This is a genomic window from Nitrospirillum amazonense, from assembly GCF_007828035.1.
Classification (GTDB): domain Bacteria; phylum Pseudomonadota; class Alphaproteobacteria; order Azospirillales; family Azospirillaceae; genus Nitrospirillum; species Nitrospirillum amazonense.
In genome coordinates this window covers 47,697-72,340 of the sequence record NZ_VITV01000009.1, presented here as the reverse complement: position 1 = coordinate 72,340, position 24,644 = coordinate 47,697, and the positions used below count along the sequence as shown (strand labels likewise).

The window sequence follows — 24,644 nt, the reverse complement described above, 5'->3', positions numbered from 1 at the left end:
GTCTCAAAGCCGGCGCCCTTACTCTTTTCAGGCCACGATGGGCAGGCTGGTGGTCAGCTTGACGCAGCTGAGGGCGAAGCGGGAGTTGACCGCCGCCACGCCCGGCAGGTGCAGCAGCACCTTCTTCAGGAAATGCTCATAGCTTTCCACGCTGCTGACGATGATGCGCATGAGGTAGTCGCCCTCGCCGCCGGCCATGCAGAAGCACTCCACGATCTCCGTCCGGGTGCGCACCACCTGTTCCAGAGCCTCCAGCGTGTCCTCGTCATGCTGCTTCAGCCGCACCTCGGCGAAGACGGTGATGGGCAGGTCCAGGGCCTTGGCGTCCAGCAGCAGGGCCCGGCCCAGGATGATGCCGTCCTCCTCCAGCCGCTTCAGGCGGCGCCAGCAGGGGGTGTGGGACAGGCCGACCTTGGCCGCCAGGTCGGCGGTGGAGATGTCGGGATTTTCCTGCAAGGCCATCAGGATACGCCGGTCGATCCTGTCCAACGCAATCGCCATCCTAAATTCCCCCCGTTTCGCGCGTTGTCCATTTCTATTACGGGCTGACTTAAGGCGTATCAGATATTTTTTTTCCAGGTCCCACCCCACATCCTAGGGGCAACAGGAAGGCACGGGAGGGACCAGGAAACATGTCGCCCCAAGACCCAATCGGCGCGCCGAACCGGCCGCCGTTGCAGCTGCACATACCGGAGCCGCCGGCCCGGCCGGGCCAGGCGCCCCGCTTCGACCATCTGCCCTTTTCCCCCGCCGGTGCCATCCGCCGGCCGGATCCTGGCGTGGCGGAGCCGGAAATCCGCGACCTGCCCTATGGCCTCATCCGCGTGCTGGATGACGAAGGCAGGGCGGTTGGGCCCTGGGACCCCGGCCTGGATGCCGAGACGCTGCGCCGCGGCCTCAAGGTCATGGCCCAGACCCGGGCCTTCGACGACCGCATGTTCCGTGCCCAGCGCCAGGGCAAGACCAGCTTCTACATGAAGTCGACGGGGGAGGAGGCCATCGGCGCCGCCCAGTCTATGATGCTGGACCGCGACGACATGTGCTTCCCCACATACCGGGTGCTGAGTTGGCTGTGGGCGCGGGACTATCCCATGCTCGACCTAGTCAACCAGATCTTCTCCAACGAGGGCGACCCCCTGAAAGGCCGCCAGCTGCCCATTCTGTTTTCCGCCCGCGACTATGGCTTCTATTCGCTGTCGGGCAATCTGGGCACGCGCTTCAGCCAGGCGGTGGGTTGGGCCATGGCCTCGGCCTATCGCGGCGACACCAAGATCGCGCTGGCCTATGTCGGCGACGGCACCACGGCGGAGGGCGACTTCCATGAGGCGCTGACCTTCGCCGCCGTCTACCGCGCCCCGGTCATCCTGTGCGTCACCAACAACCAGTGGGCCATTTCCAGCTACGCCGGCATCGCCGGGGCGGAGTCCACCACCTTCGCCGCTAAGGCCATCGCCTACGGCCTGCCCGGTCTGCGGGTGGACGGCAACGACTTCCTGGCGGTGTGGGCCGCCACCGTGTGGGCGGCGGAGCGGGCGCGCACCAACAAGGGCGCCACCCTGATCGAGTTCGTGACCTATCGCGCCGCCGGCCATTCCACCAGCGACGACCCCACCCGCTACCGCCCGGCAGAGGAGGCGGCGTGCTGGCCCCTGGGCGACCCCATCGAACGGCTGAAGACCCACCTGATCGCGCGCGGCGAATGGTCGGCCGAGCGCCACACCCAGATGGAGGCCGAACTGGCCGACGGCGTGCGCGCCGCGGTGAAGGAAGGCGAACGCATCGGCACCCTGGGCCAGTCCAAGCCGCCCGTGCGCCAGATGTTCGAAGACGTGTTCAAGGAGCCCGATTGGCGCGTCCTGGAACAGCGCCGTGAACTGGGGGTCTGATCCGATGCCCAAGATGGACATGATCCAGGCCTTGAACTCCGCCCTGGATGTGATGATGAGCCAGGACCCCGACGTCCTGGTGTTCGGTGAGGATGTGGGCTATTTCGGCGGCGTCTTCCGCGTCACCGACGGCTTGCAGAAGAAGCATGGGCTGAAGCGCTGCTTCGACACGCCGATTTCCGAGGGCGGCATCATCGCCACCGCCATCGGCATGGGCGCCTACGGGCTACGCCCCGTGGCGGAAATCCAGTTCGCCGACTACATCCTGCCGGCCTTCGACCAGCTGGTGTCGGAGGCCGCCCGCCTGCGCTACCGCTCGGGCGGGGAGTTCTGGGCGCCCATCACCGTGCGCTCCCCCTACGGCGGCGGCATTTTCGGTGGCCAGACCCACAGTCAGAGCCCGGAGGCCATCTTCGCCCACGTCACGGGCCTGAAGACGGTTATCCCCTCCAACCCCTATGACGCCAAGGGTCTACTGATCGCGTCCATCGAGGATGACGACCCGGTCATCTTCTTGGAGCCCAAGCGCATCTACAACGGTCCCTTCGACGGCCACCACGACCGCGCGCTGAAGACCTGGGCCGAATCCCCCGGGTCGGATGTGCCGGAGGGGCACTACACCGTGCCGCTGGGCAAGGCGGCGGTGGTGAGGGAAGGGCGCGAGGCGACGGTGCTGGCCTACGGCACCATGGTGCACGTTGCCAAGTCGGGCATCGAGGAATCGGGCGTGGATGCCGAACTGATCGACCTGCGCAGCATCGTGCCGCTGGATATTGACACCATCGTCACCTCGGTCAAGAAGACTGGCCGCTGCGTCATCCTGCATGAGGCCTCGCGCTTTGGCGGCTTCGGCGGCGAGCTGTCGTCCCTGGTGCAGGAGCGCTGCTTCCATCACCTGAAAAGCCCCATCGGCCGGGTGGCGGGCTGGGACACGCCCTATCCGCATGCGTTCGAGTGGGACTATTTCCCCGGGCCCGCGCGCCTCGCCGCGGCCCTGAAGCGCGTCATGGAGGACTGACCCATGGGCACTTATCTATTTCGCCTGCCTGACGTGGGCGAAGGCGTGGTCGAGGCCGAGATCGTCAAATGGCGGGTGCAGCCGGGCGACCATGTGCGCGAGGACCAGGATCTGGTCGATGTCATGACCGACAAGGCCACGGTGGAAATGAGCGCGCCGGTGGACGGCGTGGTCACCGCCATCCATGGCGAGGTCGGCCAGATGATGGCCGTGGGCAGCGTGCTGGTGGAACTGGAGGTGGAAGGGGCCGGCAACGCCGACGCCGCCCGCCCGGCGCCCAAGGCGGATACCAAGCCGGAACCGAAGCCGCAACCCAAGCCCGGGCCGAAACCGGAACCGGTTCAGGGTGACGCGAAGCCCGCGCCCAAGCCGGTGGAGCAGCCCAAGCCGCGGCCGGCCAAGGCGAAGGCCGCGGCCTTCACCACCCGCCTGGCCGAGGATGCGCCCCTGGCCGCCCCGGCCACCCGGCGGCGGGCGCATGAGCTGGGCATCCCGCTGCAGTACGTGCCCGGCACCGGCCCCGGCGGCCGCATCACGCCGGAGGATCTGGACGCCTATATCGCCGGCGGCGGCGCCATCCCCACGGGCGACGCGCGCTACACCGCGCGGGACGGCGTGGAGGAGACCAAGATCATCGGCCTGCGCCGCAAGATCGCGGAAAAGATGCAGGACTCCAAACGCCGCATCCCCCACTTCACCTATGTGGAGGAATGCGACCTGACGGAGCTGGAGGCCCTGCGCCAGGACCTGAACGAGAACAAGCAGCCGGACCAGCCCAAGCTGACCCTGCTGCCCTTCTTCATGCGCGCGGTGGTGCGCATCCTGCCCGAGTTCCCGCACATCAACAGCCGCTACGACGACGATGCCGGGGTGCTGCACACCTATGAGGGCGTGCACATCGGCATCGCCACGCAGACGCCCAACGGCCTGATCGTACCGGTGGTGCGCCATGCTGAGATGCGAGACCTGTGGGACTGCGCCGCCGAGCTGGCACGGGTCAGCAAAGCCGCCCGCGACGGTACCGCGGCCCGCGATGAACTGAGTGGGTCGACCATCACGCTGACCAGCTTAGGCGCCTTGGGCGGCATCGCCGCCACGCCGGTGATCAATCATCCCGAGGTCGCCATCATCGGTCCCAATAAGCTGGTGGAGCGCCCGGTGGTCAACGGGTCCTTCATCACGGTGCGCAAGGTGATGAACCTGTCGTCCTCCTTCGATCACCGCATCGTCGACGGCTATGACGCCGCCCGTTTCATCCAGCGGCTGAAGCGCCTGCTGGAACACCCCGCCCTTATCTTCATGGACTGACGTCATGGCCGAGACCATCAAGACACCCGTCCTCAATGCTGGCGTGCTTGTTGTCGGCGGCGGGCCCGGCGGCTACGTCGCCGCCATCCGCGCCGGCCAGCTGGGGCTGGATATCGTGCTGGTGGATGCCGACCGCCTGGGCGGAACCTGCCTCATCCGGGGCTGCATCCCGTCCAAGGCGCTGATCCATGCCGCGGGCCTCTATGAGGAAATGACCTTGGCGGCCGCCTCGTCCGGCCGCTTCGGCATCCATCTGGATGCCAAGCCGGCGCTGAACTTCAGCGAGACCATGGCCTGGAAGGAGGGCGTGGTCGACCGGCTGAACGGCGGGGTCACCGCGCTGCTGAAGCGGGCGAAGGTGCGCACCCTGGCCGGTAGGGCCGTGTTCAGCGACGCCAAGCGCTGCACCGTGGAGACGGCGGACGGCCCCGTCACCGTGGTGGCGGAGAACGTGATCCTGGCCACCGGCTCGCTGCCGGTGGAACTGCCCAACCTGCCATTCGGCGATAAGGTCATCTCCTCCACCGGCGCCCTGTCGCTGACGGCGGTGCCCAAGCGGCTGGTGGTGGTGGGCGCCGGCTATATCGGCCTGGAACTGGGCATCGCCTACGCCAAACTGGGCGCCCAGGTCACGGTGGTGGAGGCGCAGGACCGCATCCTGCCGCTGTACGATGCCCAGCTGACCCAGCCGGTGCGCCGTTGGCTGGAAAAGCACGGTGTCACGGTGCATCTGGGCGCCAAGGCCCTTGGCCAGGAAGGCGAGGGCCTGGCCATCGAGACCCAGGACGGCCAACGCCAAGTGCTGCCGGCCGACCATATCCTGGTCACGGTCGGCCGCCGGCCCAATACCGAGGGCTGGGGGCGCGAGGCCATGGGCCTGGCCATGAATGGCCGCTTCATCGCCGTGGACGACCGCTGCGCCACGCCGACGACGGGCGTCTACGCCATCGGCGACGTGGTGGGCGAGCCCATGCTGGCGCACAAGGCGTCCGCCCAAGGGGAAATGGTGGCGGAGATCATCGCCGGGAAACGCCGTCGTTTCGATCCCGTATCAATCGTGGCGGTCTGCTTCACCGAGCCGGAGATCGTCACGGCGGGCTTAGGCCCCGACGAGGTACCGGCGGGTACGGAGACGGTGGTGGGGCAATTCCCCTGGGCCGCCAACGGCCGCGCCCTGTCCATGGACGCGGGCGACGACGGCGGTTTCGTCCGGGTGGTGGCGCGCAAGGCCGACCACCGCATCCTGGGCCTGCAGGCCGTGGGCCGCCACATCTCGGAACTCGCCGGCGAGTTCGCGACGCTGTTGGAGATGGGCGCCGTGCTGGAGGATGTGGCCGGCATCATCCACGCCCATCCGACGTTAAGCGAGGGCGTGCACGAAAGCGCCCTGAAGGCCCTGGGCCACGCCATCCACATTTGATTCTGGCCCATTTGACCCTGGCCCATTTGATCTGGGAACCACCATGACCTTCACCATCGAGCGCACCGCCAATCCGACCGACGCCGCCACGCGCGCCCGCATCCTGGAAAACCCCGGCTTCGGCAAGGTATTCACCGACCACATGGTGACGATCCGCTGGACGGAGGGCCAGGGTTGGCATGACGCCAAGGTCACGGCGCGGGCGCCGTTCGCGCTCGATCCGGCGGCGGCTGTGCTGCACTACGCCCAGGAAGTCTTCGAGGGCATGAAGGCCTATCGCGCGGCGGACGGCGGCGTGATGCTGTTCCGGCCCGACGCCAATGCCAAGCGCTTTCGGGACTCGGCCGAGCGCATGGCCATGCCGCTGATCCCGGAGGAGCTGTTCCTGGAAGCGGTGGAGCAGCTGGTGCGCATCGACCAGGCCTGGATCCCCGGCGGGGAGGGCGCCAGCCTGTACATCCGGCCCTTCATGTTCGCCAACGAGGCGTTCTTAGGTGTCAGGCCGGCGTCGGAGTACATCTTCTGCGTCATCGCCTGCCCAGTGGGCGCCTACTTCAAGGGCGGGGCCAAGGCCATCACCATCTGGGCGCCGGAGAACTACACCCGCGCCGCCCCCGGCGGCACCGGCGCGGCCAAGTGCGGCGGCAACTACGCCGCCAGCCTGATCGCCCAATTGGAGGCCAGCAAGCACGGCTGCGACCAGGTGGTGTTCCTGGACGCGGCGGAGCATCGCTGGATCGAGGAGCTGGGCGGCATGAACGTCTTCTTCGTCCGCGACGACGGCAGCCTGCTGACCCCGCCGCTCAGCGGCACCATCCTGCCCGGCATCACCCGCGACAGCATCATCCAGCTGGCGCGCAGCCTGGGCCATACGGTGGTGGAGGAGCCGTATACCCTGGCGCAGTGGAAGGAGGATGCCGCCACCGGCCGGGTGCGCGAGGCCTTCGCCTGCGGCACCGCCGCCGTGCTGGCGCCCATCGGCACCGTGCGCACGGCCGAGGGCGACTTCGTCATCGGCAATGGTGAGGGCGGGTCGACCACGGCCAGCCTGCGTGAACGCCTGGTGGGCATGCAGCGCGGCAGCCAGGCCCCGTTGGTGGATGGCTGGATCCGCCGCGTGATTTAAGAAAACGAACCGGGAGACGCTCACTCCGGGGACGAGCGAGGGTAGTACAGCGGCACGCACCAGTGGTTCTTGGCCACCCACTCCGTGTTCGGCAGGTTGGCCTCCACCCCCATGATGCGGTGGCAGGGCAGCTCATAGACCTTGCCGGTGGAGGTGGGGATGTTCTGGAAGACGATGTATTTGTAGAAGCCGCTGCTCATGCCTTCCGGCAGGCGCACCCGGTCTGGGTACAGTGGGTCCAGCACGTCGCGGGCGTAGGCCTGCTTCCAGGCCACGATTTCCGGCATGCGTCGGATTTGCACGGTGCCGAAGGCGGCGCGGAACTCGTCCATGCGGTGGTTCAGGCTTTGCACCTTGTAGCCCGAGCCCCGGCCATAGTCGCGGTAGGACCGGGCGTGGCGCAGCACGTCCTCGTGGCGGCTGACCACCACGCCGCCCTCGCCGGTGGTGATGGTCTTGGTGGCGTAGAGGGAGAAAATGCCGGCATCGCCGAAGCTGCCCGGCTTCTGCCCGTTCCAGTCGGCGCCCACGGCATGGGCGCAATCCTCCACCAGGATGATGCCCTTGTCCCGGCAATAGGCCGCGATCTTGTGGATGTCGAAGGCGATGTGGCCGCCGATATGGACGATGAAGGCCAGGGCTGGCCGGTGCCGTTCCGCCTTGGCCACAAAGTCGTCGAAGGACCCGCACAAATCGTGCCGGTTACAGTCATAGAACACCACCTCGGCCCCCGACAACTGGGCGGCGCGGGGCGTGGCCAGGAAGGTGTTGGACGGGCACAGTACGGTGGCGCCACGTACCTTGAAATGGTCCAGCACGGCCATGGCGCCGCCGGCCCAATTGTCGAAGGCCACAGCCGGCAGCTCGTTCCACGCCCGCCAGGCAGCCTCGAACTCCTCCAGTTGGGCGGCGTGGCTCCATTTGTTGGAGCGCAGGATGGCCCGCCAGCGGCGCATGATCTCTTCCTCATCCCGGTCGTCGTAACCCAGGCTGAAGGGCAGGGGCGGGGAGGGGTTTTGGTCCGGCTGTCCGCTCAAAGCAAAGTATCCTTCACGTCCAGTTGGAACAGGTGAGCGCCCAGCGTCCGGCCATAGATCTCGTATTGGTTGGCGGCGTGCTGGCGGGCGGCCTGGATATCGGCACAGATGCGCCCCAGCGGGTTGGCGATCGACAGGGCGGAGGCGCCGGAGGCCTTGAACAGGCGCCGGGCCAGCCGGTCGCACCGCTCCACCACCGTGGTGGCCTGGACGCGATACAGCATGCGGTCGCCGATAGGCGCCTCCCGGCCCTGGCGGGCGTGGTCCAGCATACGGTCGAAATTGCCTTCGAGGGTGCGGGTCATCTCGTCCAGCTCGGCCGCCGCCTCGCCGCAGGCCAGCTGGGCCACCGGGTCGGCCAGAGGCCCGGGCCCGCGCCGCCGGTTGTGATCGATGAAGCCCTCCAGCAGCCCGCGCAAGCCGCCCAGCGCGGGGGTGGAGATGGCGCGGAACAGCATCTGCGGCAGGGGAATGCGGTACAGCGGCGCCGGGTTGACGGCCAAGCCTGGGCCGCCTGTCAGGAAGCGTTCCCGCACGCCGTGGCAGCGGTGGGCGGGGACGAAACCATCATCCACCGACACGTCATGGCTGCCCGTGCCGCGCAGGCCGATGGTGTCCCAGGTGTCGTGAATGCGCACGTCGGCCCGCGGTACCAGGAAGATGACATGCTCCTGCTCGTCCCCCTCCAGCGCCGCCATGGCGCCCAGCATGAACCAGTCGGCGTGGTCGGCGCCGCTGGAGAAACCCCAGCGGCCACTGAGGCGGAAGCCGCCCGGCACGCGCGCGGCCTTGCCCGCCGGCATGTAGCTGGAGGCCAGCAGCGCCGTCGGATCATCCCGCCAGACATCGTCCTGCGCCTCGACCGGCAGCAGCGCCAGGTGGAAGGCCACCATGCCCATGACGCCCTGCAGCCAGCCGATGGACATGTCCTCGGCGGACAGGGTGGCCTGCACGGCGAAGAAGGTGGCGGGATGACATTCGGCCCCGCCATAACGCCGGGGCTGCAACAGGCGAAACAGGCCGGCCCGCTTCAGGGCGTCGATCAGGGCGACCGGTGCGCGGCGCTCACGCTCCCCCTCCGCCTTCAGGGTGTCGATCAGGGGCAGCAACGCGTGGGCACGGTGCAGGATGCCGACGGGCAACAGGCCGTCAGCCACCGACGGCGCATCCAACACTGGTTCCAACCCTGTTTCCGGCATGGGGCCCGCCCCCCCTGTTTTTGTCCTGAACGGAAGGGCCGGCAACCCCGCCCGAGGCAGGCCGCCGGACCACTGGTTGCATACCATATGAATACCAGCTTGTCCAGGTTGGCCGGCCATGCCACCCTGGCGTCAGCGATCCGGCGGGGAGGTGAGCGTGCCCAACCTTGTCCTGAAGGCCGCCGTGGCCGATTACGGCCAACTGGCGGCGCGCGCCGCCTATCTCGTCTCCCAGGGGCGGCCGGTACGGCTGGAGCTGCACACCTTTGGGGAGCGGGACGTGACCTCCGCCGCCGGTCTCGCCCTCGCTCGGCGCAATATCGCCCGGTTGCGACAGGAATTTCCGGTGGATGCGCTGATCGTTCACATCCCGCCTCAGTCGGTGCCCCTGGTCACGCGCGTCGGCTTCGATGCCGACCAATGCCGCCACACCCTGGCCTTCGCGGCCGAGATCGGGGCCGGGGCCGTCGTCCTGCACCGCTATTTCGACATGGTTTTCGGCCAGGCCCCGCCCCGCGCCCGCGACCGGGATGAGGCCGCGCAGGGATTTGGAGAGGCGGTGCGCGACCTGGCGCGCCTGGCGGGCGGTATGCGGCTGCTGGTGGAGAATGTCGGCCACTATTCCCTGCTGCCCCGTGACGGCCGCAATTACATGACCGGGCCGCTGGACCACTTCTTCCCGTGGGAGATCGAGCGTTTCCGTGAGGCGTTGGTCCGTGACGGGCTGACGGGGGTGGAACCGTTCATCGACGTGGCGCACGCCACCCTATCGGCCAACCTGTTCAACCGCCGCCGCGCCCAGCCGCGCCTGACCGACGGCGACGCCCGTTTCGGCTGGATCACAGCCGATGACTTGGATCGGACGGCGTGGCTGGAACCCTTTGATTTCGTGGACGAGCGGATGAGCTATCTGCACGTCTCCGACGCCATCCGCCTGGACCCCCAGGCCTGCGCGGACCCAGGGCTGGATGCCGATACGCTGGTCAGCGCCATCTCTTCCGAGGGGTTGGAACTGGGCACCGGCAACCTGCCCTTCGTCGGCTTGCCGGCCCGCTTTGGCACCGACGGCGATCTGGTGCTGGAGGTGGAACCGGCGCCGGGCGAGGACTACGTGCATAATGGCGCGCAGCTGCGCTCGCTAGAGGCGCTGTCGGGCCACTTCGTCGGCTGCTCCTGCCACCGCCCGGCGGCTGGTCTGGGATTCTAGGGGGCGGCCCCTTACAGCCGGACCGGGGCCGGCCAATGGGCGGGCGGCTGGAATGGCGCCGCGTCGGCCGCCTGGTCGGCATAGCCGCGCGTGGTGGTGCAGCTGCATCCTGGCCGGGGCCGTTGCGGCCGATCCACGGCGCCCAGGCAATCCGACACCAGATCCAGTTGCAGCCGTTCGAAGGTGGGGGAGAAGCGGCCGGTCAGCCAGCCGATGACGAAGCCCGCCGCCAGCGTTCCAGCCGTGGTGGTGATGTAGCCCACGGTATCGATCTGCGGTACAGCGGTCAGGATGGGGTCCGGCCGCTCGCCACGTGCCGCCGCCAGGGCCGCCTGGTCGGCCGGGGCCAGTCGCTCCACCACCGGCAGCATCTCCTGCATCACCCGGGTGGCGGAGATCATGCCGCGGCAACGGGGGCAGGGGTCGGCCGCCAGGAAGCGGACGATTTGCACCAGCTGACCGGTGACGATGCCGTCGCGCCCCTCGATCAGGCCGCCGCAATCCACCGCGGGGATCAGGTAGCGGGTGGCGATGTCGGCCACGGCCATGCGGCTGGAATGCGCGTCGGTGCAGCCCATCAGCACGTCGGCCTGCAGCACGGCGTCCAACACCTCGGGCTGCGGCAGGCGGCCGTTGATGGCCTCCACCACCGTGCCGGGGGCGTATTCCGCCACCGACCGCTTGGCGATGGTGACCTTGGGCACGCGGTTGGCCACGTCGGCCGGGGTGCTGCCGTGCAGCCGTTCCAGATTGGACTCCGAGGCGTGGTCGCTGTCGATGATGATCAGCCGGCCCACACCGGCCCGCGCCAGGATGGGGATGGCGGCAGAGCCGGTGCCCCCGGCGCCGATGAGGGCGACGGTGGAGCGTTGCAGGCGCTGGTACGCCTCCCGCCCGAAGGCGCTGGTCAGGCGGGCCACCCGCTCCGGCGGGATGGGCGGCTCCGGCGGTGGTTCGCCTTGCGGCCAGGCGATCACGGTGGGATCCCGCTCCGCCGCCACGCGGCCCACCTCGTGCCAGGCGCCGTCGTGGAAGATCCGGCCGTGGACGGCGGTGTCGCCCCCGATCTTGGAAACAATCAGGCTGACGAAGGGGCGGCCTGGGACCAGGTCGGCGAAATAGCCGGCCATGTACCGGTCCATCTCGTCATCCAGGGCGCTGGGCTTGGGCGCCACGCCGGCGGGATGGGCGTGGATGAAGCCGACGGCCAGCGGATGGCCCTCCGCCGCCAGGGCGGCGCGGCGTAGGGCGTTGGCCGTGATCTTGATCCCCGTCCCGCCACCCTCGATATCGCCCGGCTGCGGCGTGTCGATGGCGGCCAGCGTGACCGCCAGGTGGCCGCCCGTCAGCCGCCAGCCGAAGCGGGCGAAACAGCCGCCCTCCCGATCCGGCTGGCCGGTAAACACGGTGGCGAACAGCGCCTCCTTCTCCGGCGAGGCCAGGCGCAGCAGGCCTGCAGGGGCGACACGATACGGCTCCCCGCTGGGAGCGGTGCGGGCGCGCTCAACCATGCCCACCCATCACGAACTGGCGGGTGACCAGGAAGGTGTCGCCCGGGTGGATATCCACGGTGTCGGACAGGGGCAGGGCCACCCAGTCGCCGGAGGGGTCGCTACGTTCAACCACTGCGTTGTCCGCCGGTACGCCCATCAGGGCGGCGATGTCGGCGGCGGTCACCATCTGGTTGCCGATGGCGAAGCGGCGGCGGTTGACGAAGATTTCGCAGGTGGCGCCGGCAGTATCGGCCAGGCCGGCTTGATCGGGGGCCTGATCTGGGGTCAAGCTTGGATGGATCGGTGTAGCAGGCATCGCGGGGGGACTTCTGCTCGGTCGATTGGGATCGCGGGAAGGCTAGCAGCATGAAACCAGTTTGTCACCACTTGGCGAACTGGCATGATGAATGGAACAGGCGCGCTGCCAGATTTGGTACGGGACTATGATGCGGAAAACCTCATGGATCGCTTGATCATCCGCGGCAGGCGGCGGCTGGCCGGCACCGTGGACATCGCCGGCGCCAAGAACGCGGCGCTGCCCTTGGTCGCCGCCAGCCTGCTGAGCGACCAGCCGGTGACGCTGGCCAACCTGCCGGCCATCACCGATGTGGAAACCATGCTGGCGCTGGCGCGCGGCTATGGCGTGCGGGTGGCACGCGCCGACGCGCACCGGGTGACGCTGGACGCCGCCGCCGCCGTGAACGCCGAGGCGCATTACGACACCGTGCGCCGCGCCCGGGCGACGGCCCTGGTGCTGGGGCCCCTGCTGGGCCGTTTCGGCAGCGCCCGCGTCTCCCTGCCCGGGGGGTGCGCCATCGGTGCCCGGCCCATCGACCTGCACCTGAAGGCGCTGACGGCCCTGGGCGCGGCGGTGGAGGTCGATGGCGGCTACGTCACCGCCCGGGCGCCGCAGGGCGGCCTGGCTGGTGGCCGCATCGTCCTGGCCTTGCCTTCGGTGGGCGCCACCGAAACGGCCATGATGGCCGCCGTGACGGCGCGGGGCGAAACGGAAATCCTGAACGCGGCGCGCGAGCCGGAGGTGGCGGACCTCGCCGCCTGCCTGGCGGCCATGGGCGCGCATGTCGAGGGGGCGGGAACCCAGCGCATCCTGGTGCAGGGGCCGGCCATCTTCCGCCCGGCGACGCACACGCTGATTCCCGATCGCATCGAGGCCGGGACCTACGCCATGGCCGCGGCCATCACCGGCGGCCGGCTGGAACTGATCGGCGCGCGGCTGGACCATCTGGCGGTGCAATGCCAGATCCTGGAGCGGGCGGGGGTCAGCGTCTATCCCACCGACCGGGGCCTGATGGTGGAACGGGTGGGCCACCTGCGCGCCACCGATGTCGCGACCGAGCCCTATCCCGGTTTCCCCACCGACCTGCAGGCCCAGTTCATGGCCCTGATGTCGGTTGCGGAGGGGGCGTCCATGATCCGCGAGACCATCTTCGAGAACCGCTTCATGCACGTGCCGGAGCTGGCGCGCCTGGGCGCCGACCTCACCCTGCGGGGCACATCCGTGTTGGTGCGCGGGGTCGAACGGCTGCGCGGTGCACCTGTCATGGCGACGGACCTGCGCGCCTCGGTCTGCCTTATCCTGGCGGGGCTGGTGGCGGAGGGGGAGACGGTGGTGAACCGCGTCTACCACCTGGACCGGGGCTATGAGGATTTGGCGCGTAAGCTGGTTCGCTGTGGCGCCGATATCGAGCGGGTGCCCGGCTGATGGACGACGCGCTGTACTTGGGCGTGGACGGCGGCGGTACCGGCTGCCGCGCGCGGCTGGAGGATGCGGCCGGCACCGTCCTGGGGCAGGGCATCGCCGGCCCCGCCGCCACCCGTTTCGGTATCGAGGCGTCGTGGCAGGCCATCGAGACGGCGGCCCGCCACGCCATTGAGGAGGCCGGGCTGGACGGGGCGCAGGTGGGTCGCATTCGCGCCGGAGTGGGCGTGGCCGGTATTGGCCGCAAAGGCGCCCGCGCGGCGCTGGAAGCCATCCACCACCCCTATGCCTCCATCGCCTTCACCAGCGACGCCATGATCGCCTGCCTGGGCGCGCACGGCGGCCGGGATGGCGGCATCGTCATTGTCGGTACCGGCACGTGCGCCATCGGCCGTGTCGACGGACGGGAGATGAAGTTCGGCGGCTACGGCTTCCCCATCTCCGACGAGGGCAGCGGCGCCTATCTGGGCTTGAGGGCCCTGCAGCACAGTCTGCGCGCCCACGACGGGCGCGAGGGCGGCAGCGTCCTGACGCGGGAACTGATGGCCCGTTTCCAGGATGACCCGGCAGAGGTGGTGCTGTGGATGGACCGATCGACCGCCACCGACTACGCTACCTTCGCCCCCCTGGTGCTGCGCCAGGCCGACCAGGGCGACGCCGTGGCCCGCCAGGTGGTGCAGGAGGCGGCGGAGCATGTGAACGGCCTGGTGCGGGCGCTGCTGTCGGAAGGGGTGCCGCGGGTCAGCCTGATCGGCGGCCTGGCAAGCGCCCTGGAGGCCTGGCTGGCCCCCGATGTGCGCCGCCGCTTGTCGCCCACCCTGGGTGACGCGATCAAGGGCGCTCTGGCGCTGGCGGGCCGCGCGCCAGACTGAGCGCTATTCCGGGTGGACCAGGATGAAGCTGGCGTCGTCCGCGCGCTTCAGCCGCAAATGGCCATGGTGGGGATCATCCATGGCCTCGATGCGGCGCAGGTCCCGCAGAGCGGCGTCCGCCTTGGCCTGATCGTCCCAGCCCAGGAAATCCTCCGCCGTCGCCTGGCCAAACATGTCGATGAGGCGCAGGAAGCCGTCACTGGCGAGTGCCACCGGGCCATTGCCCACCGGAATGGTCGCGCGGTCGACATGGGCCAGCGCCGCCGTGTCGGTGCTCAGCACCCAATAGCCGCCATCGACATTCATGAACTGACGGTTGGTCCGCAACTGCCCGACCACCCGCTCCCACAGGCCGGTGGGTGACAGGTCCGGCGCTTCCGCCAAGGCCAGGCGGGCGGCGGCCAGGGTGCGTTCCTCGAAAACCGGGATGGCGGAGGTGCCGAACAGGCGGGCTTGGCCGCCCGCGTCGCGGTGGATGATCTGGCAGTCGCCCAGGGTGGTCATCTCCAGCCGTTCCCCCAGGCGCCGCAGCAGGGCGAAGGCGGCCGACGGCCGCTCGTGCCGCGCCCGGGGCGTTCTTGCCGTGGCCTGGGCATAGCCTTGGGCGCAATCCTCCACCACTTGGCGCAACACGGTGTCGGTGGGAAGTCCATCGCCATCCGGAATGCGCCGGCGCAGGGCACCGTCCACTTGGCGGGCAAACCAGGCGGCGTCGCTGAGGCCCTCGATGGTGGCGCCGCTGACGCCTGTGGCCCCGTCGATGACCCATGCCCAGCCGCCGCAATGGCCGGCCACATCCTCATTGGCCGACGTGCTGCCGGCATCCGAAATCAGCGCGCGAACCTGGAACAACTGTGCATCTCCCTCTCTGTCGGTCGCGAAGGCCTGGGCCGGCCCGCCGCTGCTTTCCGCGATCCGGGGCAGTTTCTTCGTCCGCTGAAATTTTTTCCACCCGTACCGTGTGAATTTAATGATGTCATCATGGTATTAATCTGGTACACATCTGGTCACGACATCCTTCCCGCCTGGGGCTAACGGGCCGCCCCTGTATGACAATAAAACGGTCGGAGGTGTACGTTGTTTAAACCACTGCATGACCAGTCTGATCAAATACATCCAATTTGGCTGTGGCTGGATCCGACCAGCCGGTGCAATTTGTCATGCCGCCTTTGCTATACGAAGCAAAGCCATGGGAAATTGGATCTGGAGCCAGATGATCTTGAACAAGTGTTGATAAAACTCGCCACGTCACCGACGATGGAGGTCAAGGGAATACACCTGAATTGGCGTGGAGAGCCCCTAATGAATCCCCGTTTCGCTGAATTGTTGGCGATGACGCGGCGGCTTTTGCCACACTCCCCACTCCAATGGCATACCAATGGCACCCTGCTGACGCCCAAACGGGTTAGGGAAATTCTGGCGGTGCCTTACTCCCACACCATTTACGTGTCCATCGATGGCGGCAACCAGGCCAGCCATGACCTGAACCGGGGTGAGGGCTCGTTCCAGAAAACGATAAAGGGACTGCGCACGCTGCTGGACGCGCGCGGCCGGGACCACGGCCATGTCCGGGTCGGCGTCTACCAGATCGACCTCAACGAACCGCTGGAGGAGTATGATCCGGAGTTCCTGGAGCTGGTGGCGCGGGTGGACAACCACGTGAAGGTCACGCCCCTGTTGCCGGGCGGCGCCCACCACAAGCTCCGGGAGCTGGACGACCTGGAAAGTGACGAGGCGCTGCACCGGCGCATGTCGCAGGACATCAACCCGTCCCTGCCCGTGCCCACCGGCGCCTGCTTCTGGGCCGGCCACACCCTGTGCATGGCCCCGGATGGCGAGACGTCGATCTGCGTGATCAGCCACGGCGCCCAGGGCGTCGTCGGCAACCTGATGACGGAGACGGCGGAAACCGTGGTGGGCCGCGCCGTCGATTTTCGCCGCCGCATGGCGGAGGACGGGCGACAATCCATTCTGCTCTGCGCCGGCTGCCGCAAGCCGGAGGGCGAGATCCACGCCAAGCATACCGCCGCGTTGCGGCGTGCGGATGGGCGCGAGCCCGCCCGCCAATACGCCTGACGCCGGGATGGTGCGCGGGCGTGATACAGTGAAGAACCTTTGGGAACTCAGGGAGATTGATGAATGCAACCGATGTGGGCCATCGGCCTGATGACGGGCACAGTGCTGGACGGGATGATCGATATCGCGTGCATCCGCACGGATGGCGTCCATGTGTTCGACTTTGGTCCTTGGAAATTGGCCCCCTACCCGACGGACCTGCGCGGCCTTCTGGGGGAGGCGGTGGCCCAGGCGCTCACCTGGCGGTTTGAGGGCGCGGAGCCCCCGATTTTCGCCGAGGCGGAACGGGCCCTTTCCCGCGCTCAGGCCGAGGCGGTGGCCCAGTTCCTGGCTGAGAACGGCATGCGGCCGGACGAGGTGGCGGCCGTCGGCTTCCACGGCCAGACGGTGCTGCATCGCGCGCCGGTTCCCGGCCGCTTCGGCGACACCCGCCAGCTGGGCGACGGTCAGCTGATGGCCGACATCCTGGGCATCGACGTCGTCTATGACTTCCGCACCGCCGACATGCGCGCGGGCGGCCATGGTGCGCCGCTGTCCGCCAGCTATCATGCCGCCCTGCTGAAGCGTGTCCACGCCGGGCCCGAGGTCGCGGCCCTGAACCTGGGTGGCGTGGGCAATGTCACCTGGTGGGACGGCAAGGACCATTTCGAGGCCTTCGACACCGGCCCGGCCAATGGTCCCATCAATGACTGGATCATGCGCCACGGGGCTGGGGAGATGGATGTGGACGGCGCCATCGCCCGGCGCGGCCGGGTGGATGAGGCGCGGCTGGCCCGCCTGCTGGACCACCCCTACCTGTCGGCGGCATATCCGAAGTCGCTCGACCGCTACGACTTCACCGCCGACATGGCCGACGGCCTGTCGCTGGAGGATGGCGCCGCCACCCTGACCGCCTTCACGGCGGGTACGGTCGGCCGCTCGCTGGACCTGCTGCCCACCCGCCCGACCAAGCTGATCGTCTGCGGCGGCGGCCGCAAGAACCCGGCCATCATGTCCGCCCTGGGCGAGCGCGCCAAGGTGGAGGCCGTGCCGGCCGAGGCGGTGGACTGGCGCGGCGACGCGGTGGAGGCAGAGTGTTTCGCCTATCTCGCGGCCCGGGTGCTGGCCGGCCTGCCCATCAGCTTCCCCAAGACCACGGGCGTGAAGGCGCCCATGACCGGGGGCATCGTGGCGCGCCACGCGCGCTGATGAGGGAAGGCGGACCCATGACCGACCTGGCCGAACCCACCACCTCCAGCGCCACGGAGATCGACGCCGTCGCCGCGGCGCTGGAGGCGGAGTTCGCATGTCTGGATGACTGGTCCGCCCGCCTGAAGCATCTGATGGACCTGGGCCGCGCCCTGGAGGGCATCCCGCCAGCGGACCGGCGGGAGCAGGACCAGGTGACTGGGTGCCAGTCGCAGCTATGGCTGGTCATCCAGCGTACGCCGGCGGCCCTGCATATCCGGGCGGATTCCGATGCCCTGATCATGCGGGGCCTGCTGACCCTGGTGCTGCGGCTGTACGACGGGCGGCCGCCCACCGCGATTTTGGCCCACAGCCCGGCGGTGCTGGACCGGCTGGCCGTTGGGCGCAACCTGGCGCCCAGCCGGGCCAACGGCGTGCATCTGATCGTGAAGCGCATCCGTGAGGCCGCCGCCGCGGCCTGAGTAATTAAGAAAACCGGAACCGGAGGCTTGGGTGATGTCGACCGTTCCCGATGAGGCCAGTTTCTACCGGCGCCAGGTTGTGTTGCCTGAGATCGGTGCCGCTGGCCAGGCCCGGCTGAAGGCTGCGCGCGTGCTGGTCATCGGCGCCGGCGGCCTGGGTTCCCCCCTGCTCATGTACCTGGCCGGGGCGGGGGTGGGTACGCTGGGTTTCGCCGATTTCGACTGTGTCGAGCCGTCCAACCTGCACCGTCAGATCCTGCACGGCGTCGACCGGTTGGACATGCCCAAGGTACAGAGTGCCGCCCTCACGCTGGCCCGCATCAACCCGCATGTGCGGCTGGTGGAACACGCGGTGCCGGTGAACGCGGAGAACGCGGACACGCTGGTGGCCCAGTACGACGTCGTGGCCGACGGCTGCGACAACTTCGCCACCCGCGACGCGGTGCATGCCGCTTGCCGCCGGGCCGGGATCGTTCTGGTCAGCGCCGCCGTGCAGCTGGCAGACGGCATTCTGACCACCTTCAAATCCCATTTGGGGGGCCCGCACCCCTGCTTCCGCTGCCTCTATCCCGAGGTGCCGGCGCTGGCGCCCAGCTGTTCGGAAATCGGCGTGCTGGGCCCGGCGGTGGGCGTCATGGGCGCCCTGCAGGCCATCGAGGTGATCAAGGAGATTCTGGGCGTGGAGCCCAGCCTGTCCGGCACCCTGGCGATGTACGACGCCTGGAGCTGCGACGTCACCAAGGTGGAGCTGCCCCGCCGGGAGAACTGTCCCTGCTGCGGGGCGGCCCAGGAAGGAAATGCCGGTCAGCCGCCGGTGACGGGTGGGAACAGGACCACCTCATCCGTCGCCGTCAGCGGATGCGATTTCTCGACATAGCGGCGGTTGACGGTGTAGCGCAGGCTGCCCTGCGCGGTGGCGATTTCCGCCAAGGCCGGATGCCGGCCAGACAGGTAATCGATCAGGTCGTTCACCGTGTTACAGTTTTGCGGCAAGTCTATTTGTTCCGATGCAGTGCCGGTCTTGGCGCGAAGCCAGGAAAAATAAGCGATGCGCATGGCTGCCTCCTGTTTCGGATACTATTGCTCATCAGCATGATGATTTCAATAACTCATCGTGTTTGGTCGTTCTATAGAAAAAGGCGAGGTGACTATGCTGGGATCACTTGACGGTATTCGCGTTCTTGACATGACGCGATACATCGCCGGTCCGTTCTGCGGCCAGCTAATGGGTGATTTGGGCGCCGACGTGGTGAAGGTGGAACGCATCGACGGGGGCGAGGATGGCCGCCGCGTGGGGGAGGCCGTGGCCGGCGACACCCTGTTCTTCCTGTCCGCCAACCGCAACAAGCGCGGCTTCGCCGTCGATTTTCGCGACCCCGATGGCCAGGCCCTGATCCGCCGCCTGGCGGCCAAGGCCGACATCCTCATCGAGAATTTCCGACCGGGCACGCTGGAGGGCATGGGCCTGGGCTGGGATGTGCTCAGCGAGGCCAACCCCGGCCTGATCCTGGTGCGCGTCACGGGCTTCGGGCAGAAGGGACCGCTGGCCCAGCATCCCTGCTTCGACGGCGCCGCCCAGGCCATCAGCGGCATCATGAGCATGACCGGCGCCCATGACGGCCCGCCCACCATGTCCGGTGTCTTCGTCTGCGACTACACCACCGCCCTCTACGCCACCATCGGCGCCCTGGCTGCCCTGCAGGCGCGGGGGAAGACGGGGCGGGGCCAGGTGGTGGAGGCGACGCTGATGGACAGCGGCATGGCGCTGATGACCACGGCCATCCCGGAATATCTGCTGAACGGGGCGGAGCCGCCGCGCCTGGGCAACCGCGACCGCTACCTCTCGCCCTCGCACTGCTTCCGCGCCCGTGATGGTGTCTGGATCTACGTCGTGGCCGGCAACGACGCCCACTTCCCCCGCTTCGCCACGGCCATGGGCATGCCGGGCCTGGTGCAGGACCCGCGCTTTTCCACTTTCGTGGCGCGCAACGCCAATGTCGGCCTGCTGGAGAGCATCATCAACGAATGGGCGCTGACCCTGGACGGCGAAGCCATCCTGGCCCGCCTGCATGAGGCCGAAGTGCCGTGCGAGCGGGTGGCGACCATCGCCGATGTGGTTACCAATCCCCAGGTGGTGGCGCGCGAGCAGATCATCGACGTGCCCCATCCCGTCCTGGGCTCCGTCCCCTTCCAGGCGCCGGCCGTGCGCCTGTGGGACACGCCCACCAGTGTGCGCCACGGCGCCCCGGCGATCGGCGAGCACAGCGGCGACATCCTGAAGGAATGGCTGGGCGCCGATGATGATGAGGTCGAGCGGCTGCGCGACCGGGGCACCATCTGAACGGCCAGCGGGCCAGGGAAGGGAGGTGGTGATGGACGGAACCGTGACGACCCCATACGACGTCGACCGCCTGCGCGCCGACTTCCCCATCCTGTCGCTGGAGGTCGAGGGCGGGCCGCTGGTCTATCTGGACAACGCCGCCTCGGCGCAGAAGCCGCGCGTGGTGGTGGAGCGCATGACCCAGGCCATCTACGCCGAATACGCCAATGTCCATCGCGGGTCCCACACCCTGGCCAACCGGGCGACGGACGGGTTCGAGCGGGCGCGGGACAGCGTGCGCGCCTTCCTGAACGCGGGAAGCGCGGAGGAGATCGTCTTCACCAAATCGGCGACGGAGGCCATCAACCTGGTGGCTCACGCCTTTGGCGAGGCGGTTATCCAGCCGGGGGACGAGATCGTGCTCTCGGTCATGGAGCATCACGCCAACATCATCCCCTGGCATTTCCTGCGTGAACGTCATGGCGCCGTCCTGAAATGGGTGGATGTGGATGACGAGGGCGGCCTGGCGCTGGAGGCGGTGGAACGGGCGATGACGCCCCGGACGCGGCTGGTGGCCATCACCCACATGTCCAACGTCCTGGGCACGGTGACGCCGCTGCGCGACATCGTGCGCCTGGCCCACGGCCGGGGCATCCCCGTGCTGGCCGATGGCACCCAAGGGGCCGTCCACCTGGGTGTGGACGTGCGCGACCTGGATGTCGATTTCTATGTCCTGACGGGTCACAAGCTCTACGGCCCCACCGGCGTCGGCGCCCTCTACGGCAAGGCGGCGTGGCTGCGGCGGTTGCCGCCCGTGCTGGGCGGGGGCGAGATGGTGCGCCAGGTGACACGCGACACCGTCACCTATGCCGACCCGCCCCACCGGTTCGAGGCCGGGACCCCGCCCATCGTCGAGGCCATTGGCTTGGGCGCCGCACTGGACTATCTGCGCGGCGTGGGGCCTGCCGCCATCGCCGCGCATGAGGCGGGGTTGCTGGCCTACGCGCAAGGGCGTCTGGCCGCCATCCCCTCGCTGCGCCTGATCGGCACGGCGGCGGAGAAGGGGCCCATCGTGGCCTTCACCCTGGGCGGCGCCCATCCTTTGGACGTCGCCACCATCCTGGACGGCTTCGGCGTCGCCGTGCGCGCCGGCACCCATTGCGCCCAGCCGCTGCTGGCCCGCTTCGGTGTCACCGCCACCTGCCGCGCCTCCTTCGCGCTGTACAACACGCCCGCCGAGATCGACCGCTTGGCCGACGCCCTGCTGGCCGCGCGGGACATGCTGGCCTGACTGGTCTTAGGTGCCTGGCGTCAATGTAGACCAATAGAGTCCACCCCTTGGTGGGCATCTCTCTCTGCCGACGCAGATCTATCCGGAATCCCTTCGCTTTATTGCTCGCATGGTAGGGAATCTGCAACGAAGCGCTTGACGTAAGATGGCTTTGATTGGTATTAATTCACCAGAGATATGCCGCAAAGTGGTATGTCCACGATCAAAAAACAGGGGGGCTTGGAGCATGCGGAACAAACATTGGCGTGCCGCGCTGGCGGCACCGTTGCTTTTCCTGCCGGTGCTGGCCGGCAACGCCTACGCGCAAACCGCCGCCTCGGCCGGCGCCGAGCCGGCGGATTCCGGCCTGGAAGAGATCGTGGTGACGGGCACGCGCATTCCCCGGCCCAGCCTGACGGCGGCCAGCCCGGTGGCCTCGACCTCGTCCGAGGATATTCGCCTGCAGCAGGCGCTGACGGTGCAGGATTTCTCCACCAAGCTGCCGCAGCTGGCGGGTGGCGTGCGCGCCTCATCCCAGGGCAGCGACGCCTTCGGCGCCCAGGTCTTCGACCTGCGCAACTTCGGGCAGAGCCGGTCGCTGGTGCTGATCGACGGCACCCGCGCGACCCCGTTCAGCTTCCGCAATTCCGTCGATGTCGGTAGCATCCCGGTGGCGCTGATCAAACGGGTGGATGTGCTGACCGGCGGTGCGGCGGCGGTCTACGGCGCCGACGCCGTGGCCGGCGTGGTCAACTTCATCCTGGACCGCGATTTCGAGGGCATCGAGGGCACGGTCACGGACCGCAGCGCCCAGCATGGCGGCTCCGAATACGGTGCCGACCTGACCTTCGGCGGCAACATCAACAACGGGCGCGGCCATGTCGTCGTGGCCCTGAACTACACCAAGCGGGATGAGGTGGATTCCGGGTCGCGCAAATGGGCGCTGACGCCGGCCAGCACCATCCCCAATGTGGGCGGCGTCTTCACCGACGTGGCCAGCGGGCGCAAATTCGGCTTTGATTCCAGTGGCCAATTCACCACCAGCCCGTCCGCCACCTCGAACATCAGCAGCGAATACCCGCTGATCGAGCCGCTGAACCGTTACAACGCCACTGCCCTTTACCACTATGACCTGTTCGACAATGTCGAACTCTACGGCCGCGCCATGTACACCCGCGCGAAGACGGAGGAGTCGGGCACGCCCGGCCCCAATCCGCCCTCCATCGACCAGGTCGTTTCCATCAGCCAGAACAACCCCTTCCTGACGCCGCAGATCGCCAACCAGCTGACCTTCGTCAACGGCACGGCGCAGATGCGCATCACCCGGTCGCTGGCCGAGCTGGGCCTGATCACCTATCACACCGATCGCGAGACGGAGCAGATCCAGACCGGCCTGCGCGGCGACATCACCAAGAACATCAAATGGGACGCCTATGTGCAGTACGGCCGTTCCACCGAGGACTCGCCCATCACCGGTGATGGCCTGGTCACCAGCGCCGCCGGCGTGAACAATGTCGCCTCGCTGGCCAACACCATCGACTTCTTCGGTCCCAACCAGTCCAGCGTGAAGCAGCTGGGCCTGACCTTCGATGCCTTCCATCGTACCCGCGAGCAACTGATCGGTTCGGGCGTGCTGAGTGGCACCTCGGCCGACCTGTTCTCCCTGCCGGCGGGCCCGGTGGGCTTCTCGCTGGGCTATGAGTACCGCAACGAGACCGGCAACTACACGCAGGATTCCGCCCTGCTGACAGGCAACACCTTCCGCCAGGGTGTGCAGGCCGCCTACAGCGGCAGCTTCGACGTCAAGGAAATCTACGGCGAATTGCTGGTGCCGGTCCTGAAGGACCTGCCGCTGATCAAGGGCTTCGACGTCGGCGGCGCCTATCGCTACTCCGAGTACTCGCTGTGGGGGGCCGACGGCACGCCCAAGGGCGAATTCACCTGGACGGTGGATGACAACATCCGCTTCCGCGGTACCATGCAGCGCGTCATCCGCACGCCGAACTTCAGCGAATACGCGGCCGCCACCTCGTCCCTGCCGTTCAACAACCTGGTGACGGTGGCCCGCCTGGCGCCGCGCTACGCCGGCGATCCTTGCGTGCTGGGCACCGGCAACGCCGCCCAGTGCGCCCGCTTCGGCGCGCCGGCGGTGGGCTCCACCAACTCCTTCGCGCCGTCATACCTTGAGGGCCAATATTTCTACGGCGGCAATGCCAACATCCAGCCGGAAACCGGCCAGACCAAGACCATCGGGGCGGTCATCACCCCCACCTTCATCCCCCACCTGAACATCACGGTGGACTATTACCAGCTGAACCTGACCGGGGCGATCGGCGTCATTCAGCCGGTCAACGCCCTGACCAGCTGCTACATCACCAACCCGACGGCCAACAACCCGCTGTGCAAGCTGGTGTCGCGCAACCCGACCAACGGCCACCTGGCGAACGCCTACGTCAACAACCAGAACCTGGGCCTGCTGGACCAGAAGGGTTTCGACATCGGCATGACCTACTTCGTGGAGCCGGACTGGCTGCCTGGTGCTGGCCTGCAGTTCGCCTACCAGGCCAATATCGTTTCCACATACCTGTTCCAGCCCAACGCCGCCGTGGCCACCCTGGAATGCGCCGGCACCTACGGTGCCACCTGCTCCAGCGACGGCACCACGCTGGTGCAGCCGGACTACCGCCACAACGCCAGCGTCAGCTGGTTGTTCGATGACGCCATGGTCCGCCTGGCCTGGACGCGCATCGGCTCCGTGCGCAACAGCGCCCCGGGGCAGAACGGCACCATCGCGGCGCAGAACTACTTCGACCTGACGGGCTCGTACAAGCTGACCAAGGACATCTCGGTGTCCGGCGGCATCCAGAACATCCTGGACAAGGACCCGCCCTTCGTCGCCGGCGGCGTGTTCAACACCTTCCCCGACACCTACAATGTCGAGGGCCGCGTGTTCTCCATCGCGCTGACGTTCCGCCAGTAAGGGGAAGTTGGCGGGCATCGCCATCTGGTGGTGCCCGCCGGCGGCCGCGAATCGAAGGGTCTC

Annotated in this window: 22 protein-coding genes; 15 read left to right on the top strand and 7 right to left on the bottom strand. The window is 68.0% G+C overall.

Going from position 1 to position 24,644, the window contains the following annotated elements; translation table 11 throughout:
- Positions 1–27: 27 nt before the first annotated feature.
- Positions 28–501, bottom strand: a complete 474-nt coding sequence (locus FBZ87_RS22265) for an Lrp/AsnC family transcriptional regulator (RefSeq protein WP_145612795.1) — start codon at positions 499–501, stop codon at positions 28–30.
- A gap of 131 nt (positions 502–632) precedes the next feature.
- On the opposite strand from FBZ87_RS22265, the gene FBZ87_RS22260 reads away from it, so the two are divergent.
- From FBZ87_RS22260 to FBZ87_RS22240, 5 genes are read left to right on the top strand one after another with little or no spacing between them, the layout of a single operon-like run.
- A complete protein-coding gene (locus tag FBZ87_RS22260) occupies positions 633–1,886 on the top strand; it encodes a thiamine pyrophosphate-dependent enzyme (protein ID WP_145612794.1) in 1,254 nt (417 codons plus the stop codon).
- Positions 1,887–1,890: 4 nt separating this feature from the next.
- On the top strand, positions 1,891–2,904 hold the full coding sequence (locus tag FBZ87_RS22255; protein WP_145612793.1) for an alpha-ketoacid dehydrogenase subunit beta: 1,014 nt from the start codon (positions 1,891–1,893) through the stop codon (positions 2,902–2,904).
- Positions 2,905–2,907: 3 nt separating this feature from the next.
- The gene (locus FBZ87_RS22250; protein WP_145612792.1) at positions 2,908–4,212 is read left to right on the top strand and encodes a dihydrolipoamide acetyltransferase family protein; all 1,305 of its coding nucleotides are present in this window, start codon (positions 2,908–2,910) and stop codon (positions 4,210–4,212) included.
- A gap of 4 nt (positions 4,213–4,216) precedes the next feature.
- Positions 4,217–5,632, top strand: coding sequence for a dihydrolipoyl dehydrogenase (gene lpdA, locus FBZ87_RS22245; protein ID WP_145612791.1), 1,416 nt, complete (start codon positions 4,217–4,219; stop codon positions 5,630–5,632).
- Between the two features lie 43 nt (positions 5,633–5,675).
- Positions 5,676–6,758: a branched-chain amino acid aminotransferase gene (locus tag FBZ87_RS22240; protein WP_145612790.1), complete on the top strand. Its 1,083-nt coding sequence runs from the start codon at positions 5,676–5,678 to the stop codon at positions 6,756–6,758.
- Between the two features lie 20 nt (positions 6,759–6,778).
- Here the strand turns inward: FBZ87_RS22240 and FBZ87_RS22235 are convergent, their stop codons facing one another.
- Both FBZ87_RS22235 and FBZ87_RS22230 read right to left on the bottom strand, forming a co-directional pair.
- The gene (locus tag FBZ87_RS22235) at positions 6,779–7,795 is read right to left on the bottom strand and encodes a DegT/DnrJ/EryC1/StrS family aminotransferase (RefSeq protein ID WP_211107068.1); all 1,017 of its coding nucleotides are present in this window, start codon (positions 7,793–7,795) and stop codon (positions 6,779–6,781) included.
- A complete protein-coding gene (locus FBZ87_RS22230) occupies positions 7,792–8,970 on the bottom strand; it encodes an acyl-CoA dehydrogenase family protein (protein ID WP_246134541.1) in 1,179 nt (392 codons plus the stop codon). Before FBZ87_RS22230 ends, FBZ87_RS22235 begins: the two co-directional genes overlap by 4 nt.
- A 181-nt stretch (positions 8,971–9,151) precedes the next feature.
- Between FBZ87_RS22230 and FBZ87_RS22225 the strand changes: the two genes are divergently transcribed.
- Entirely contained in the window at positions 9,152–10,201 is a 1,050-nt protein-coding gene (locus FBZ87_RS22225; RefSeq protein ID WP_186454911.1) for a hypothetical protein, read from the top strand.
- An 11-nt stretch (positions 10,202–10,212) separates the two neighbouring features.
- On the opposite strand, the gene FBZ87_RS22220 is transcribed toward FBZ87_RS22225, so the two are convergent.
- A complete protein-coding gene (locus FBZ87_RS22220; protein ID WP_145612787.1) occupies positions 10,213–11,712 on the bottom strand; it encodes a HesA/MoeB/ThiF family protein in 1,500 nt (499 codons plus the stop codon).
- Positions 11,705–11,983 (bottom strand): multiubiquitin domain-containing protein, encoded by a 279-nt coding sequence (locus FBZ87_RS22215; protein WP_186454910.1) that lies wholly within the window; start codon positions 11,981–11,983, stop codon positions 11,705–11,707. Before FBZ87_RS22215 ends, FBZ87_RS22220 begins: the two co-directional genes overlap by 8 nt.
- A gap of 171 nt (positions 11,984–12,154) precedes the next feature.
- Between FBZ87_RS22215 and murA the strand changes: the two genes are divergently transcribed.
- Together murA and FBZ87_RS22205 are read left to right on the top strand one after the other, a co-directional pair.
- Positions 12,155–13,417: a UDP-N-acetylglucosamine 1-carboxyvinyltransferase gene (murA, locus tag FBZ87_RS22210; protein ID WP_145612785.1), complete on the top strand. Its 1,263-nt coding sequence runs from the start codon at positions 12,155–12,157 to the stop codon at positions 13,415–13,417.
- Positions 13,417–14,286, top strand: coding sequence for a glucosamine kinase nucleotide-binding domain-containing protein (locus tag FBZ87_RS22205; RefSeq protein ID WP_145612784.1), 870 nt, complete (start codon positions 13,417–13,419; stop codon positions 14,284–14,286). The genes murA and FBZ87_RS22205 overlap by 1 nt, the downstream gene beginning before the upstream one ends.
- A gap of 3 nt (positions 14,287–14,289) precedes the next feature.
- Here FBZ87_RS22205 and FBZ87_RS22200 read toward each other — a convergent pair whose 3' ends face one another.
- Complete coding sequence (locus FBZ87_RS22200; protein WP_186454909.1) at positions 14,290–15,138, bottom strand: protein phosphatase 2C domain-containing protein; 849 nt, start codon at positions 15,136–15,138, stop codon at positions 14,290–14,292.
- 225 nt (positions 15,139–15,363) lie between these two features.
- On the opposite strand from FBZ87_RS22200, the gene FBZ87_RS22195 reads away from it, so the two are divergent.
- The 4 genes from FBZ87_RS22195 (at position 15,364) to FBZ87_RS22180 (ending at position 18,888) form a co-directional block, all read left to right on the top strand.
- Positions 15,364–16,362, top strand: coding sequence for a radical SAM protein (locus tag FBZ87_RS22195; RefSeq protein WP_145612782.1), 999 nt, complete (start codon positions 15,364–15,366; stop codon positions 16,360–16,362).
- A 72-nt stretch (positions 16,363–16,434) separates the two neighbouring features.
- Positions 16,435–17,550: an anhydro-N-acetylmuramic acid kinase gene (locus FBZ87_RS22190; protein ID WP_211107116.1), complete on the top strand. Its 1,116-nt coding sequence runs from the start codon at positions 16,435–16,437 to the stop codon at positions 17,548–17,550.
- A gap of 17 nt (positions 17,551–17,567) precedes the next feature.
- Complete coding sequence (locus tag FBZ87_RS22185) at positions 17,568–18,011, top strand: SufE family protein (protein ID WP_186454907.1); 444 nt, start codon at positions 17,568–17,570, stop codon at positions 18,009–18,011.
- 34 nt (positions 18,012–18,045) lie between these two features.
- Complete coding sequence (locus FBZ87_RS22180) at positions 18,046–18,888, top strand: HesA/MoeB/ThiF family protein (protein WP_145612779.1); 843 nt, start codon at positions 18,046–18,048, stop codon at positions 18,886–18,888.
- On the opposite strand, the gene moaD is transcribed toward FBZ87_RS22180, so the two are convergent.
- Positions 18,816–19,067, bottom strand: coding sequence for a molybdopterin converting factor subunit 1 (moaD, locus tag FBZ87_RS22175; RefSeq protein ID WP_088874980.1), 252 nt, complete (start codon positions 19,065–19,067; stop codon positions 18,816–18,818). The two genes, FBZ87_RS22180 and moaD, sit on opposite strands and share 73 nt — an antisense overlap.
- A gap of 130 nt (positions 19,068–19,197) precedes the next feature.
- Between moaD and FBZ87_RS22170 the strand changes: the two genes are divergently transcribed.
- The 3 genes from FBZ87_RS22170 to FBZ87_RS22160 all read left to right on the top strand — a co-directional run bounded on the left by FBZ87_RS22170 (position 19,198) and on the right by FBZ87_RS22160 (position 24,581).
- Entirely contained in the window at positions 19,198–20,352 is a 1,155-nt protein-coding gene (locus FBZ87_RS22170) for a CaiB/BaiF CoA transferase family protein (protein ID WP_186454906.1), read from the top strand.
- A gap of 31 nt (positions 20,353–20,383) precedes the next feature.
- The gene (locus FBZ87_RS22165) at positions 20,384–21,622 is read left to right on the top strand and encodes a cysteine desulfurase (RefSeq protein ID WP_145612777.1); all 1,239 of its coding nucleotides are present in this window, start codon (positions 20,384–20,386) and stop codon (positions 21,620–21,622) included.
- Between the two features lie 226 nt (positions 21,623–21,848).
- The gene (locus FBZ87_RS22160) at positions 21,849–24,581 is read left to right on the top strand and encodes a TonB-dependent receptor plug domain-containing protein (protein ID WP_145612776.1); all 2,733 of its coding nucleotides are present in this window, start codon (positions 21,849–21,851) and stop codon (positions 24,579–24,581) included.
- Positions 24,582–24,644 lie beyond the last annotated feature (63 nt).